Source organism: Mycobacterium sp. NPDC050853 (assembly GCF_040653875.1).
Lineage (GTDB): Bacteria > Actinomycetota > Actinomycetes > Mycobacteriales > Mycobacteriaceae > Mycobacterium.
On record NZ_JBFAGW010000007.1, the window covers coordinates 108032 to 120805 of the forward strand.

The following is a 12774-nucleotide window of genomic DNA, read 5'->3' on the forward strand; positions in this document are numbered from 1 at the left end:
GAGCCGGAGGGAAGTTGATGTCATCACCAGGGTCACCAGGGGGAGGTGCCGGGTACCCCGGCGGAAGTGCCGGCCCCGTGCCGCACGCGCCGCAGGGTGCGACATCACCGGCTCTGGCGGCCGATGTGCAGAACCTCGAGCGCGCCATCTTCGAGGTCAAGCGCATCATCGTGGGCCAGGATCGGCTCGTTGAGCGAATTCTGGTCGGCCTGCTGGCCAAGGGGCATGTGCTGCTCGAGGGCGTGCCCGGTGTCGCCAAGACGCTGGCAGTGGAGACGTTCGCCAAGGTCGTGGGCGGTACGTTCTCGCGCATCCAGTTCACCCCCGACCTGGTGCCCACCGACATCATCGGTACCCGCATCTACCGGCAGGGCAAGGAGGAGTTCGACACCGAACTCGGTCCCGTGGTCGCCAACTTCCTGCTGGCGGACGAGATCAACCGCGCTCCCGCGAAGGTGCAGTCCGCGCTACTTGAAGTCATGGCGGAACGACACGTCTCGATCGGCGGCAAGACCTATCCGATGCCCAAGCCGTTCCTGGTGATGGCGACGCAGAACCCGATCGAGAACGAGGGTGTGTACCCGCTACCGGAGGCGCAGCGCGACCGTTTCCTGTTCAAGATCAACGTCGATTACCCGACCGTCGAAGAAGAGCGGGAGATCATCTACCGGATGGGCGTCACGCCGCCCGAGCCCAAGCAGATCCTGTCGGCGGAGACGCTGCTGGGCCTGCAGGAGCTGGCGGCCAGGAACTTCGTGCACCACGCCCTCGTCGACTATGTGGTCCGGGTGATCTCCGCCACCCGTAACCCGGCGCAGTTCGGTCTCGGCGACGTCGCCAACTGGATTTCCTATGGTGCCAGCCCCCGTGCCTCGCTGGGCATTATCGCGGCGTCCCGTGCGCTGGCTCTGGTGCGCGGGCGTGACTATGTGATCCCGCAGGACGTCATCGAGGTCATCCCGGATGTGCTCCGCCACCGCCTGGTGATGAGTTACGACGCTCTCGCCGATGACGTCTCCGCCGACACCGCGATCAACCGCATTCTGCAAACGGTGGGCCTGCCGCAGGTGAATGCAGTGCAGCAGCAAGGACATTCGGTGCCGCCGGCGATGGTCGGGAGCAGCAGCCCGGTCCCGGCCACCCATAACGCCGCGCCCAGGTGAGCACTCCCAGTCCTGGCTCTGCCCGGCCGGTAGACATCCCGTCGCTGCGCCGTGGCGAGATCCGTGACCCGCAGCTGTCGGCGGCACTGCGGACATTGGAGTTGAAAGTACGACGCAAGCTGGACGGGGTGCTGCACGGCAATCACCTTGGTCTGATTCCCGGCCCGGGATCGGAACCAGGGGAATCCACGCTTTATCAGCCCGGTGATGACGTGCGCCGGATGGACTGGTCGGTGACCGCCCGGACCACCAGCCCGCACGTGCGCCAGATGATTGCCGATCGCGAACTGGAGACCTGGTTGGTGGTCGATATGTCCGCGAGCCTGGACTTCGGCACCACCAACTGCGAGAAACGCGATCTCGCGGTGGCCGCCGCCGCAGCCGTCATCTTCTTGAACAGCGGCGGCGGGAACCGGCTCGGCGCGATAATTGCCAACGGGGACAAGATTGTTCGCTTGCCTGCGCGATCGGGCCGGGCCCACGAGCAGGACATTCTGCGCAGCATCGCCACCATGCCCAAGGCGCCGCAAGGGGTGCGCGGGGACCTGTCGGTGGCCATCGACGCTCTCCGCAGGCCGGAGCGCCGCCGCGGAATGGCCGTCGTCATCAGTGACTTTCTCGGTCCCATCAACTGGATGCGGCCGTTGCGCGCCATCGGTGCCCGGCACGAGGTGCTCGGGATCGAGGTGCTCGATCCGCGCGACGTGGAACTGCCCGATGTCGGCGAGGTGCTGTTGCAGGACGCCGAGACCGGGGTCACCAAGGAGTACCGGATCGATGAGAACCTGCGGCGCGACTTCGAGCAGGCGGCGGCCCAGCATCATGACGAGGTGGCACGCACATTGCGACGTTGTGGCGCTCCGATTTTGAGCCTGCGGACGGACCGTGACTGGATTGATGACATCGTGAGATTCGTCTCCAAGCAGCGCCGCGGTGCGGTGGCGGTGGCTCGATGAGTGATCTGCCGTTCTTCGGGCCGATGACTCTCACGGGATTCACCCACCCGTGGTTCTTCCTGGTGCTGCTGCTGGTGGCCGGGTTGGTCGGGCTATATGTGTTTGCGCAGTATCTGCGGGAGAAGCGGGTACTGCGATTCGCGAACACCGAGCTACTGGACTCGGTTGCCCCCAAACGACCGCGTACCTGGCGCCATGCGGCGACGGCGCTGCTGGTGGTGGGCCTTGTGGTGTTGAGCATCGCGTTGGCCGGCCCCAGCCATGACGTGCGGATTCCCCGTAACCGGGCCGTGGTGATGCTTGTCATCGACGTTTCCCGGTCCATGGAATCCACCGACGTCGCCCCGAACCGGATCGGCGCAGCCAAGGACGCCGGCAAGGAGTTTGCGCGGAACCTCACCCCGGGCATCAACCTAGGTCTCATCGCGTTCGCGGGTACCGCGACGGTGTTGGTGTCGCCGACCACCAACCGCGATGCCACCATCAGTGCCATTGACAGACTGCAGCTGGCCGATCGCACGGCCACCGGTGAGGGCATCTTCACCGCGCTGCAGGCCATCGCCACGGTGGGCGCGGTCATCGGTGGCGGCGACAAGGCGCCGCCGGCGCGCATCGTGCTGATGTCGGACGGTAAGGAGACGGTGCCGTCGAACCCGGACAACCCCAAGGGCGCCTACACCGCGGCCAGGACCGCCAAGGACCAGGGCGTACCGATCTCGACCATCGCCTTTGGGACCAAGGATGGGTACGTCGAGATCAACGGGCAGCGTCAGGCCGTTCCGTATGCGCCCGATATGACGGAGAAGATAGCCAAGCTTTCCGGCGGCGAGGCGTATACCGCGTCGAGTCTGGACCAGCTCAAACAGGTGTACGGCAATCTGCAGCAGCAGATCGGCTACGAGACGATCAGGGGCGACGCCAGCGTCGGCTGGCTGCGACTGGGGGCTCTGCTCGTGCTGGCGGCTTCCTTCGTGGGGCTGCTGGTCAACAGGCGACTGCCCAACTGAGTTGTTGTCCGCTCGACGGGTTTCCTTGGGCCAGTCGTTTTGGGCAGAAGTCTAAGGAGACGATAAGTTGGCTCCCATGTCTGATGCTTCTGGCGCCCGTCCCGACTTCGTCCCTCGCTCTGTTCTCGTGACCGGTGGTAACCGGGGCATCGGCTTGGCCATCGCGCAACGTCTTGCCGCCGACGGACACAAGGTGGCGGTGACTCACCGCGGATCCGGGTCGCCTGACGGGTTGTTCGGAGTGCAGTGCGACGTCACCGACAGTGACGCCGTCGATCGCGCCTTCACGGAGGTCGAGGAGCACCAGGGCCCCGTCGAGGTGCTGGTGTCCAATGCCGGTGTCGCCGCGGATGCGTTCCTCATGCGGATGACTGAGGAGAAATTCGAAACAGTCATCGACGCCAACCTGACCGGAGCATTCCGGGTGGCCCAGCGGGCAGCGCGCAGCATGCAGCGCAAGCGATTCGGCCGGATGATTTTCATCGGTTCGGTCTCCGGTACCTGGGGAATCGGCAACCAGGCCAATTACGCGGCCTCCAAGGCCGGTGTGATCGGTATGGCCCGCTCGATCGCTCGGGAGCTGTCAAAGGCCGGAGTCACCGCCAATGTGGTGGCCCCGGGCTACATCGACACCGATATGACTCGCGCGCTCGACGAGCGGATCCAGGAGGGCGCCTTGGAATTCATCCCGGCGAAGCGGGTCGGTACCGCCGCCGAGGTCGCCGGGGTGGTCAGCTTTCTGGCGTCCGAGGATGCCAGCTATATCTCCGGCGCAGTGATCCCGGTTGACGGCGGCATGGGCATGGGTCACTGATGAGCCGCTTGCGCGAAGAAGCAACGGGTCACTGACTCTGCCCACCAGGAAAGTCCACGCGGAAACGTTCACGCGGAACGTCCAACGAAGAATTAGGAATAGACATGACAGGTTTACTCGAAGGCAAGCGGATCCTGGTGACGGGCATCATCACCGATTCCTCGATCGCATTCCACATCGCAAAGGTCGCGCAGGAACAGGGTGCGCAGCTGGTGCTCACCGGCTTCGACCGGTTGCGCCTCATTGAGCGCATCACCCAGCGCCTGCCACAGCCGGCACCGCTGCTGGAGCTAAATGTGCAGGACGAGAAGCACCTGGACAGCCTCGCCGACCGTGTCACCGAGGTGATCGGGGAGGGCAACAAGCTGGACGGCGTCGTTCACTCGATCGGTTTCATGCCGCAGACCGGTATGGGGTTGAATCCGTTTTTCGAGGCGCCGTTCGAGGACGTGTCCAAGGGCTTCCACATCTCGGCGTTCTCCTACGCATCGCTGGCCAAGGCAGTGCTGCCGATCATGAACCGCGGCGGCAGCATCGTGGGTATGGACTTCGACCCGACCCGCGCGATGCCGTTCTACAACTGGATGACCGTGGCCAAGAGCGCACTGGAATCGGTCAACCGGTTCGTCGCGCGCGAGGCGGGTGCGGCCGGTATTCGTTCGAATCTTGTTGCGGCCGGTCCGGTCCGAACCTTGGCCATGAGTGCCATCGTCGGTGGTGCGCTGGGCGATGAGGCCGGCAAGCAGATGAGCGTGCTCGAGGATGGCTGGGACCAGCGTGCCCCGATCGGCTGGGATATGAAGGACCCGACACCGGTCGCCAAGACGGTGTGCGCCCTGCTGTCCGATTGGCTACCCGCCACCACCGGCGACATCATCTTCGCCGACGGCGGCGCCCACACCCAGCTGCTCTAACGGCAGGAACTCGGCTGTGTTGTTCGATGCTGTCCTGCTGCTGTCCTTCGGGGGCCCCGAGGGGCCGCAGGAGGTCCGGCCGTTTCTCGAGAATGTGACGCGCGGGCGCGGGGTCCCGCCTGAGCGTCTCGACGAGGTCGCCGAGCACTACTTCCATTTCGGCGGCGTCTCACCCATCAACGGCATCAACCGTGCGCTCATCACTCAGATTGAACAGCAGTTAGAACTCGCCGGGCGCCCGCTGCCGGTTTTCTTCGGCAACCGCAACTGGTACCCCATGGTGGAAGACACCGTCGCCGATATGCGGGATAAGGGGATTCGGCGTGCCGCCGTGTTCACTACCTCTGCCTGGGGCGGATACTCGGGATGCACGCAGTACGTGGAGGACATCGCCCGTGCGCGTGCCGCGGTGGGGGACGGGGCACCGGAGTTGGTGAAGCTCCGTCAGTACTTCGACCACCCGGCATTGGTGCGGCTGTACGCCGACGCCGTCGTCCAGGCGGTTTCGGGTCTGCGGGGTGCACCACGGCTGGTGTTCACCGCGCACTCCATCCCCGTCGCAGCCGACCGACGGCACGGCCCGGAGCTGTACAGCCGCCAGGTGCGCTATCTCGCGCAGTTGGTGGCCGCCGCGGCGGGACACCAGGACTACGACGTGGTGTGGCAGTCCCGCTCGGGTCCGCCCCAGGTGCCGTGGCTCGAACCGGATATTGTCGATCATCTTGCGGCACTGAAAGATCGGGGAGTGCGATCAGTGGTGGTGGCGCCGATCGGTTTCGTGTCGGACCACCTGGAGGTGGTGTGGGACCTGGACAACGAGGCGTCCGTCTACGCGGCCGAACATGACATCGAGTTCGCGCGAGCGGCGACGCCCGGTGCTGACGCGGCATTCGCGGGGCTTGCGGTCGACCTGATCGACGAGCTTGTGGACGGGAGGCCGCCGCTGCGTGCCGAAGGGGGAAGCCCCGTCCCCGGATACGGATTCAGCGTGAACGGCGCCGCATGCTCACCACTGTGTTGTGGCCGACTGGACGCTTAGCGCGCGGACTCGATGATGGCGGCCGCCGCAGCCATCCGCGCCTCGCGCACCAGAATGACGAGGGGGCGCAGCACCTCGGCGACCGCGCCGTCGTCGAGCGCCCCGGGTGACTCCATGATCTCGGCCGCCGCTGTGGCGATGGCCTCGACCTGATTGGCCGAATCGAGCACCCTAACTGCACGGGGCGGCGCGTGGTCAGGCAGACGGTGCCCGCGTAGCGTGGACAGCACCTCCTCGACCAGGGAGCGGGGGTCGGCATCTGGGGCGCCCACAGCTCGGTCCAGGCGATTGAGTGTCGCGGTGGCGGTCCGGACCGCCTGGCGTAGTTGATATTCGGCTTCCCCGAGGTCCGGTCCCGCTTGTGGTGGGATCCGGCCGGGTAGCGAGTACACGGTCCAGGACAGGCCGATGGTCTCCCCGCTGTCCTCGTCGTACTCTACGGCGGGAACCAATCCTATTGCGGTGGAATCATTTTGGCGATCGCTGAGTACGATCGCCTCGCTGGCCTCTATCGCATCGCGCTGGAACTGGGTGCCGGCGGGCAGGCCTCGGGGGTCGCCCGGAGCGGGCAGGATCACGTGGATATCGGGTGAGCCGTGTGGCTGGCCGGTGCCGGTACGGATCGTCTGAAGCAGGCCGATGGGGCCGTTATCGTCCATATCCGGCCACGAGAGTCCCGTGTGACCGGCCGCTACGGCGTCGTAGGCCGTCACTAAATGCCGTGGGGCCCAGGCGATGAGGGCATCGATGACGTCGTCGGGCGCCGCGCGGCCTGCCAGCCACGCGCTTGCCCACACCGCCAGGGACACACTCGGATTCGCCATGATGTTGGCAGTGTAAGGCGCCGCATCCGCCCCCACCAGTTGCCCACGCGGGCTAATGTGGACACATGCCGATTGTGTGGCTCGTCGCGGGCATCCTGCTCGCGGCCGCCGAGCTGATGACAGGTGACATGTTCCTGTTGATGCTGGGCGGTTCGGCCCTGGTCACGGCCGGTGCCGGGTGGGTATTCGACATGCCGCTGTGGGCGGAGGGGCTGGTCTTCGTCATCAGTGCGTTGGTGCTGCTGGTCGGTGTGCGGCCTGCTTTGCGCAAGCGGCTCACCGCCGGCCCCATCCTGCACACCAACGCCAGGGCATTGGAGGGCAAGAGCGCCATTGTGATTGAACCCGTCGACGACGTCCATGGGCTGGTACGACTGGGTGGTGAGGTGTGGTCGGCTCGTAGCCTGGAGAAATCAGGTCGATTCGATCAGGGAGAGACGGTGACGGTCGTTCAGATCGACGGTGCCACCGCGGTTGTCGAGAAGATCTAGCGCAAGAATCTCAGTGAGGAGAGAACGGGTATGGGAGTAGCTGCCGGAGCCTTTGTGCTGATCGTCTTGATCATCCTGGGTGTCACCATCGTGCTGAAGTCCGTGGCACTCGTCCCGCAGGCCGAGGCCGCGGTTGTCGAGCGTCTAGGGCGGTATTCGAAGACCGTGAGCGGGCAGTTGACCATCTTGGTGCCGTTCGTCGACCGGATCCGGGCCAAGGTTGATCTGCGCGAACGGGTGGTGTCCTTCCCGCCGCAACCGGTGATTACCGAGGACAACCTGACGGTGAATATTGACACTGTGGTCTATTTCCAGGTCACCAACCCGCAGGCCGCGGTGTACGAGATCAGTAACTACATCGTCGGCGTCGAGCAGCTCACCACTACCACCCTGCGCAACGTGGTCGGTGGTATGACCCTGGAGCAGACGCTGACCTCACGCGATCAGATCAACGGTCAGCTGCGTGGTGTGCTCGACGAAGCCACCGGCCGCTGGGGCCTGCGGGTGGCGCGGGTCGAGCTGCGATCCATCGATCCGCCGCCGTCGGTGCAGGAATCGATGGAAAAGCAGATGAAGGCCGACCGTGAGAAGCGGGCGATGATTCTCTCTGCCGAAGGTGCCCGACAAGCGGCGATCCTGTCGGCTGAGGGGCAGAAGCAGTCACAGATCCTCGCCGCTGAAGGTGCCCGACAATCCGTGATCCTGGCCGCCGAAGGTGAACGCCAGTCCCGCATTCTGCGTGCCGAAGGTGAGCGTGCCGCCCAGTATCTGCAGGCGCAGGGTCAGGCCAAGGCCATCGAAAAGGTCTTTGCCGCAGTAAAATCTGGTAAGCCCACGCCAGAGTTGTTGGCGTACCAGTACATACAGACACTGCCGAAGATGGCCCAGGGTGAAGCCAACAAGGTATGGCTTATCCCCAGCGACTTCGGTTCCGCGCTACAGGGATTCACCAAGCTGTTGGGTGCGCCGGGGGAGGACGGCGTATTCCGCTATCAGCCGTCGCCGGCTGACGCCGAACCAAACGAGCGCCCCGAGGATGACTCCGACGAGGTCGCCGGGTGGTTCGATTCCAGGACTACCCCCGAAGTCGCTGCAGCAGTTGCCGCGGCGCAATCCGCGGCCAAGGAAATCGCGGCGGTGGATCCAGTGATCGACCCCGCAAGCCGCCATGGGCTTCCCGGGGTATGATGGCAGTCGGTTCAGCACCTTGCTAGGTGAGGCTCCTGCGCGAACACAGGCCACTGATCTGACGACGTCGAGAGACGCCCAAGGTTAGGACAGGTCTTCCCGGACTAAGGGATGACCCAAAGTGGCTTCCGGATACGGACACGTCGCGCAGTGCCGAAGCCCTGTCGAGAGAGGTGCGCGCCCAACGGATATCACCGTTCGGGCAGTCTCTCTCACACATGGTCGTTGCGCCGATTGATGACGCCCGCGTGCGTCCTGGAGGCAAGGAGGTGAGGCACGAAGTGAAACCTGGCGATAGTCCGGCTAGACAATCGATGCCGCCCACCCTGCCATCCCTTATCGGTGAATTCTTCACGTAACCAATTCATTTGGCGTGTGCCGGGTCGGCGGCTCCCACGAAAAGGAGTCCGATCATGAGCTTGACCATTGGAGCAGTACGTCGTTTTTGGGGCCGGCGCCGGCTGACCCCGCAGGAGCGGGCCAACATGCAACTGACCTACTCGCCGTTGGCTGTGGTCTCGGCTTCTCTCGGCGCGCATCCGCCGCGTTAAGGCAGGCCTCGAGCTCGTAATGAAAGTGTCTAGAAGACGCGGTCGCGCTGGATTCCGTCGGCGCGACCGCGTCTCATGGATGCATGAGTATTCGCGCGTTACGTCGCTTCTGGGAACGGCGTCAATTGACTCCGCAGGAGCGTGCCAACATGCAGCTGGCCCTGTCACCATTGGCCGTCATCTCCGCGTCCCTCGGCGCCCACGCGCCTCGCTAGCGAGAATCGGTCAACCCATCGACTACGTGGTGTAGTAGTGGTTCACTGGAGTGATGAGCAATGACGCTTTTGCATCTCCCCGGGTCTTAGCGCTGCTGGCCGCATTTCAGGCTGTCGATGCCGCCATATGTGTTCAGCCGGTTCCTTATGTGGCCAAATGCCTCGATGACGTGCGTTACCCACAGCGGAACCGCTGGATCTTCGCGCCGATCAAGGCCGCATCCGCGGTCGGGCTGCTGGGTGGTATCCGGGTCCCATGGCTGGCCAAGCTGACACTGGTCATGCTCACCATCTATTTCAGCCTGGCCGTCGGTGCGCACCTGCGGGTGCGCGATATCGGCTTAAACGCGGTGTCGGCGTCGACGCTGCTCGCCACCTACGGCGTGTTGGCGGCCAAGGGGGCCAAGGGGTTGGCGGCGAAATCATCATGACGGAGCGGCTTTTGGCGAATCCCAAGGTACTGGCCGCGCTGGCGGCCATCCAAGCCGCGGATGCTGCGGTGTGCGTCCGCCCGAGCGGGCCCATCAAACAATCCTTGGAGAAAGTGGGTCTGCCACAACGGATCTGGTGGGTCCTGCCGGTCGTTAAGTCGGCCTCGGCGGTGGGGCTCGTCGGCGGCATCCGGTGGCCTGCGTTGGGCCGACTGACGGCGTTCATGCTGGCCGTGTATTTCACGCTGGCGGTCGGCGCACATATCCGTGTCCGCGACAAGGTGCTCAACGCCCTTCCAGCGGCGGGACTACTGATGTGGTTCGCGGTCCTTGCCGGCAAGGGATTTAAAGAGCGGGACTCGACGCGGGCCTAGCCGCCGACCCGTTCTGGTTCGTCGGAGGTTTCGGCACTGGGGATCTCGATATGAGTGCGCTTGTACCGACGGATCTCGTAGAGGATGCCCAGCACGCCGATCATGGAAGTGGCCAGCGAGACCGCGAAGAGCGTCGGACTGATGTGGCCGGTGAGCGCGTCGCCGAGTACGACGACTGCGAGAGTGCCCGGGAGCAGGCCGATGAAGCTGGCCAGCGTGTACGGCACCACCCGCACCGCGGAGGCGCCGGCCGCGTAATTGAGAACCGAGAACGGTACGGCCGGAATGAGCCGCATCGACATCACCGCGATCCATCCGCGGAGGCGCAATTGGTCGTCCACATTCTTCACCGCCGGACGGTGATGCAGCGCGCTGAGCTTCCATCCCAGCGCCCGCACGCCCCACAGCGCCAGTACCGCGCTCGCGGTACTGGCGACGACGGCAAGCAGGACGCCGAGCTGCGTTCCGAACAGCAGTCCGGCGGCCAGAGTGAAGGCAGTGCGCGGGAATGGCAGCACCGTCACGATCGTGTGCGCTCCGAGGAAGGCGAGTGGGAACCACGGGCCCAGCTGGCGGGCCCAATCCCGCATCTGTAGGGCGGTGGGCAGCGGAAGGAACAGCAGGGTTGCGGCCACAATAAGAATGGCCACACCGGTCCAGAGCAACTGGCGTCGCGGGATCCGTCGCACCGCCGCGACGCCTGCGCGCAAGACCTGCCGGTATCCCATGATCATCAAGCCTACGGAGCCCCGATGAACGACGGGGGGTAGGACACGGGGGCAGCGGTGTCCACGCCCCCGTACTGGGCAGTAGCAGATGGCGTCATTTAGCCTGATGAGTAAGTGTGATAGGCATTTCGGCATGGAGTGCCATATATGTGGCTCGTCGACGAGCAGCAGGGAGCAGTTTTGTGACCGATGAGCCGCTTGCGCGAAGAGGGTCGAGCGCTGTTGAGGTACCCGAGATCCAGCGCGACTTCGCGCGATGGCAGAAGAACGTCGCCGGGGTTTTGGCCAAGACCACCCGCAAGGCGGTCGAGGATCTGCCCGCCGACCCCGAGCGCCTGCTCGACTCGCCCACGTATGACGGGATCGCGATCCGTCCGCTGTACACGGCATTGGATGAGCGTCCCGAGCCCTCGTTGCCCGGACAGTGGCCGTTTGTACGCGGTGGCGATCCACGTCGCGATGTGACCAGCGGGTGGAAGGTCGCCGAACGCTTTGACGGTTCAGGCAGCATCGATGCGGCCGCCGTCAACGAGGCCATTCTCGATGCGCTGGGGCAGGGCGCCAGCGCGATCGTGCTGGCCGGCCTTCGGCCCGAGGCGGTGGGACGTGCGCTGCAGGAGGTATACCTCGACTTGGCGCCCATTCAGGTGGAGGCCGGCGCCGAGCTGGCCGGGGTGGCCGAGGCGATCTTTGCGGTCCTGGATGCCCATGAGGGAAATGCCGACGGGGTTGTTATCGACCTCGGGGCCGATCCGCTCGGTGATTCGTTCTCCGGCCGTTCCGGCGTATCGGTCGATGAGGCGGTGGCGCTGGCCCGGCAGGGAAGTGCACGGGCCGAGCAGATTCGTGCGATCACCGTCGACGGGACGATCGCGCACGAATTGGGAGCAAGCGACAGCCAGGAACTCGCGGTCGCGGTGGCCGCCGGGGTCGCGTACTTGCGTCTGCTGCAGAACGCCGGTCTAAACATCGCGGAAGCACTGCGGCAGATCAGCTTCCGCTTCGCCGCGACCGACGACCAGTTCCTGTCGATCGCGAAATTCCGCGCCGCCCGGGTGCTCTGGGCCAGGGTCGCCGAGGTGGCGGGCGCGCCGGAGCACGGTGGCGCCGTCATGCACGCGGTGACCTCCGAACCGATGATGGCTCAACGCGACCCGTGGGTGAACATGCTGCGCACCACCCTTGCGGCCTTCGGGGCCGGGGTGGGTGGCGCGGACAGTGTGCGGGTCCGGCAGTTCGACGACGCAATCGCCGGTGGACTGGCCTCGGCATCTCCGGCGTTCGCCGCGCGGATTGCCCGAAACACCCAGCTGCTGCTCATCGAGGAGTCCCATGTCGGACGGGTTCTTGACCCCGGCGGCGGCTCCTGGTACATCGAAGACCTCACGGAAACCCTTGCACAGCAGGCATGGTCGCTGTTCACCGAGATCGAGGGTGTGGGCGGTTTCCAGGCGGCCGCCGACTTGATTCGGGAACGCGTCGCCGCGACGCGCGCCCAGCGCGCCGACGATATCGCGCATCGGCGTAGCGCGGTCACGGGTGTGAACGAGTTCCCGAACCTGGCAGAGGAGCCGCTGCCGCAGCATTCTGCCGCCGGCTCGTCTAATGCTCTTCGCGCAACCGACTCAACGTTCCGCTACGCGGCCGACTTCGAGGCACTACGCGATCGCTCGGACGCGTTCTTGGCCTCTTCGGGTGCGCGTCCCGTGGCACTGCTGCTTCCGGTGGGCCCCTTGGCTGAGCACAATGTGCGGACTACGTTCGCGTCGAACCTGTTGGCGTCGGGAGGTATCGAGGCCGTTAACCCCGGCACCCTGGATGTCGGGTCGGTGGCGAAGGCGGTCGCCGAGACGCAGGCGAGCATCGCGGTCATCTGCGGAACCGATGCCCGATACGCCACCGAAGCAGGTGCTGTCGTCGACGCGGCCAAGGTGGCCGGCGTCACGGACATCTATCTCGCGGGGCCGGAGAAGGCCGTCGCGGAGGTGGCAGAGGCGTCGCGACCCGATGGCTATCTGACCATGAAAATCAATGCTGTCGAAGTGCTTTCGGCCATGCTGGCCAAGTTGGGAGCGTGAC

Annotated in this window: 15 protein-coding genes and 1 riboswitch; of the genes, 13 read left to right on the forward strand and 2 right to left on the reverse strand. The window is 65.1% G+C overall.

The annotated features are described in order from the left end of the window. Positions 1–14: 14 nt before the first annotated feature. The 6 genes from AB0H22_RS20645 (at position 15) to AB0H22_RS20670 (ending at position 5893) form a co-directional block, all read left to right on the forward strand. Complete coding sequence (locus AB0H22_RS20645; RefSeq protein ID WP_358148785.1) at positions 15–1163, forward strand: MoxR family ATPase; 1149 nt, start codon at positions 15–17, stop codon at positions 1161–1163. Then, entirely contained in the window at positions 1160–2119 is a 960-nt protein-coding gene (locus tag AB0H22_RS20650) for a DUF58 domain-containing protein (RefSeq protein WP_180749917.1), read from the forward strand. The genes AB0H22_RS20645 and AB0H22_RS20650 overlap by 4 nt, the downstream gene beginning before the upstream one ends. Next, positions 2116–3126: a VWA domain-containing protein gene (locus AB0H22_RS20655; RefSeq protein ID WP_180749918.1), complete on the forward strand. Its 1011-nt coding sequence runs from the start codon at positions 2116–2118 to the stop codon at positions 3124–3126. Before AB0H22_RS20650 ends, AB0H22_RS20655 begins: the two co-directional genes overlap by 4 nt. Positions 3127–3202: 76 nt before the next feature. Then, positions 3203–3940: a 3-oxoacyl-ACP reductase FabG1 gene (gene fabG1, locus AB0H22_RS20660; RefSeq protein ID WP_180749919.1), complete on the forward strand. Its 738-nt coding sequence runs from the start codon at positions 3203–3205 to the stop codon at positions 3938–3940. Positions 3941–4044: 104 nt separating this feature from the next. After that, positions 4045–4854 carry an NADH-dependent enoyl-ACP reductase InhA gene (inhA, locus tag AB0H22_RS20665; protein ID WP_180749920.1) on the forward strand — a complete coding sequence of 270 codons (810 nt, stop codon included), beginning with the start codon at positions 4045–4047 and terminating at the stop codon, positions 4852–4854. A gap of 16 nt (positions 4855–4870) precedes the next feature. Beyond that, complete coding sequence (locus AB0H22_RS20670; protein ID WP_358148577.1) at positions 4871–5893, forward strand: ferrochelatase; 1023 nt, start codon at positions 4871–4873, stop codon at positions 5891–5893. Here AB0H22_RS20670 and AB0H22_RS20675 read toward each other — a convergent pair. Then, entirely contained in the window at positions 5890–6717 is an 828-nt protein-coding gene (locus AB0H22_RS20675; protein WP_180749922.1) for a hypothetical protein, read from the reverse strand. The genes AB0H22_RS20670 and AB0H22_RS20675 overlap by 4 nt on opposite strands. A 65-nt stretch (positions 6718–6782) precedes the next feature. On the opposite strand from AB0H22_RS20675, the gene AB0H22_RS20680 reads away from it, so the two are divergent. The 6 genes from AB0H22_RS20680 (at position 6783) to AB0H22_RS20705 (ending at position 9967) form a co-directional block, all read left to right on the forward strand. Beyond that, positions 6783–7208: an NfeD family protein gene (locus AB0H22_RS20680; RefSeq protein WP_180749923.1), complete on the forward strand. Its 426-nt coding sequence runs from the start codon at positions 6783–6785 to the stop codon at positions 7206–7208. Positions 7209–7238: 30 nt separating this feature from the next. Continuing rightward, a complete protein-coding gene (locus AB0H22_RS20685; protein ID WP_180749924.1) occupies positions 7239–8396 on the forward strand; it encodes an SPFH domain-containing protein in 1158 nt (385 codons plus the stop codon). 11 nt (positions 8397–8407) lie between these two features. After that, a riboswitch (M-box (ykoK) riboswitch) is annotated at positions 8408–8576 on the forward strand. A gap of 233 nt (positions 8577–8809) precedes the next feature. Continuing rightward, complete coding sequence (locus AB0H22_RS20690) at positions 8810–8947, forward strand: hypothetical protein (protein WP_180749925.1); 138 nt, start codon at positions 8810–8812, stop codon at positions 8945–8947. A gap of 83 nt (positions 8948–9030) precedes the next feature. Further along, a complete protein-coding gene (locus AB0H22_RS20695; RefSeq protein ID WP_255485825.1) occupies positions 9031–9162 on the forward strand; it encodes a hypothetical protein in 132 nt (43 codons plus the stop codon). A gap of 53 nt (positions 9163–9215) precedes the next feature. Next, the gene (locus AB0H22_RS20700; RefSeq protein WP_358148582.1) at positions 9216–9593 is read left to right on the forward strand and encodes a DoxX family protein; all 378 of its coding nucleotides are present in this window, start codon (positions 9216–9218) and stop codon (positions 9591–9593) included. Further along, a complete protein-coding gene (locus tag AB0H22_RS20705; RefSeq protein ID WP_180749927.1) occupies positions 9590–9967 on the forward strand; it encodes a DoxX family protein in 378 nt (125 codons plus the stop codon). Before AB0H22_RS20700 ends, AB0H22_RS20705 begins: the two co-directional genes overlap by 4 nt. Here the strand turns inward: AB0H22_RS20705 and AB0H22_RS20710 are convergent. Beyond that, the gene (locus AB0H22_RS20710) at positions 9964–10695 is read right to left on the reverse strand and encodes a TVP38/TMEM64 family protein (protein WP_358148586.1); all 732 of its coding nucleotides are present in this window, start codon (positions 10693–10695) and stop codon (positions 9964–9966) included. The two genes, AB0H22_RS20705 and AB0H22_RS20710, sit on opposite strands and share 4 nt — an antisense overlap. Before the next feature lie 182 nt (positions 10696–10877). On the opposite strand from AB0H22_RS20710, the gene mutA reads away from it, so the two are divergent. Then, a complete protein-coding gene (mutA, locus tag AB0H22_RS20715) occupies positions 10878–12773 on the forward strand; it encodes a methylmalonyl-CoA mutase small subunit (RefSeq protein ID WP_358148588.1) in 1896 nt (631 codons plus the stop codon). The last annotated feature ends 1 nt before the right edge of the window (position 12774 follow it).

Coding starts and splice junctions, on each gene's coding strand:
- AB0H22_RS20700 (WP_358148582.1), top strand. CDS start 9,216: ATGAGCAATGACGCTTTTGCATCTCCCCGGGTCTTAGCGCTGCTGGCC.
- AB0H22_RS20695 (WP_255485825.1), top strand. CDS start 9,031: ATGAGTATTCGCGCGTTACGTCGCTTCTGGGAACGGCGTCAATTGACT.
- AB0H22_RS20690 (WP_180749925.1), top strand. CDS start 8,810: ATGAGCTTGACCATTGGAGCAGTACGTCGTTTTTGGGGCCGGCGCCGG.
- AB0H22_RS20675 (WP_180749922.1), bottom strand. CDS start 6,717: ATGGCGAATCCGAGTGTGTCCCTGGCGGTGTGGGCAAGCGCGTGGCTG.
- fabG1 (WP_180749919.1), top strand. CDS start 3,203: ATGTCTGATGCTTCTGGCGCCCGTCCCGACTTCGTCCCTCGCTCTGTT.
- AB0H22_RS20710 (WP_358148586.1), bottom strand. CDS start 10,695: ATGGGATACCGGCAGGTCTTGCGCGCAGGCGTCGCGGCGGTGCGACGG.
- AB0H22_RS20655 (WP_180749918.1), top strand. CDS start 2,116: ATGAGTGATCTGCCGTTCTTCGGGCCGATGACTCTCACGGGATTCACC.
- AB0H22_RS20685 (WP_180749924.1), top strand. CDS start 7,239: ATGGGAGTAGCTGCCGGAGCCTTTGTGCTGATCGTCTTGATCATCCTG.
- AB0H22_RS20705 (WP_180749927.1), top strand. CDS start 9,590: ATGACGGAGCGGCTTTTGGCGAATCCCAAGGTACTGGCCGCGCTGGCG.
- AB0H22_RS20680 (WP_180749923.1), top strand. CDS start 6,783: ATGCCGATTGTGTGGCTCGTCGCGGGCATCCTGCTCGCGGCCGCCGAG.
- inhA (WP_180749920.1), top strand. CDS start 4,045: ATGACAGGTTTACTCGAAGGCAAGCGGATCCTGGTGACGGGCATCATC.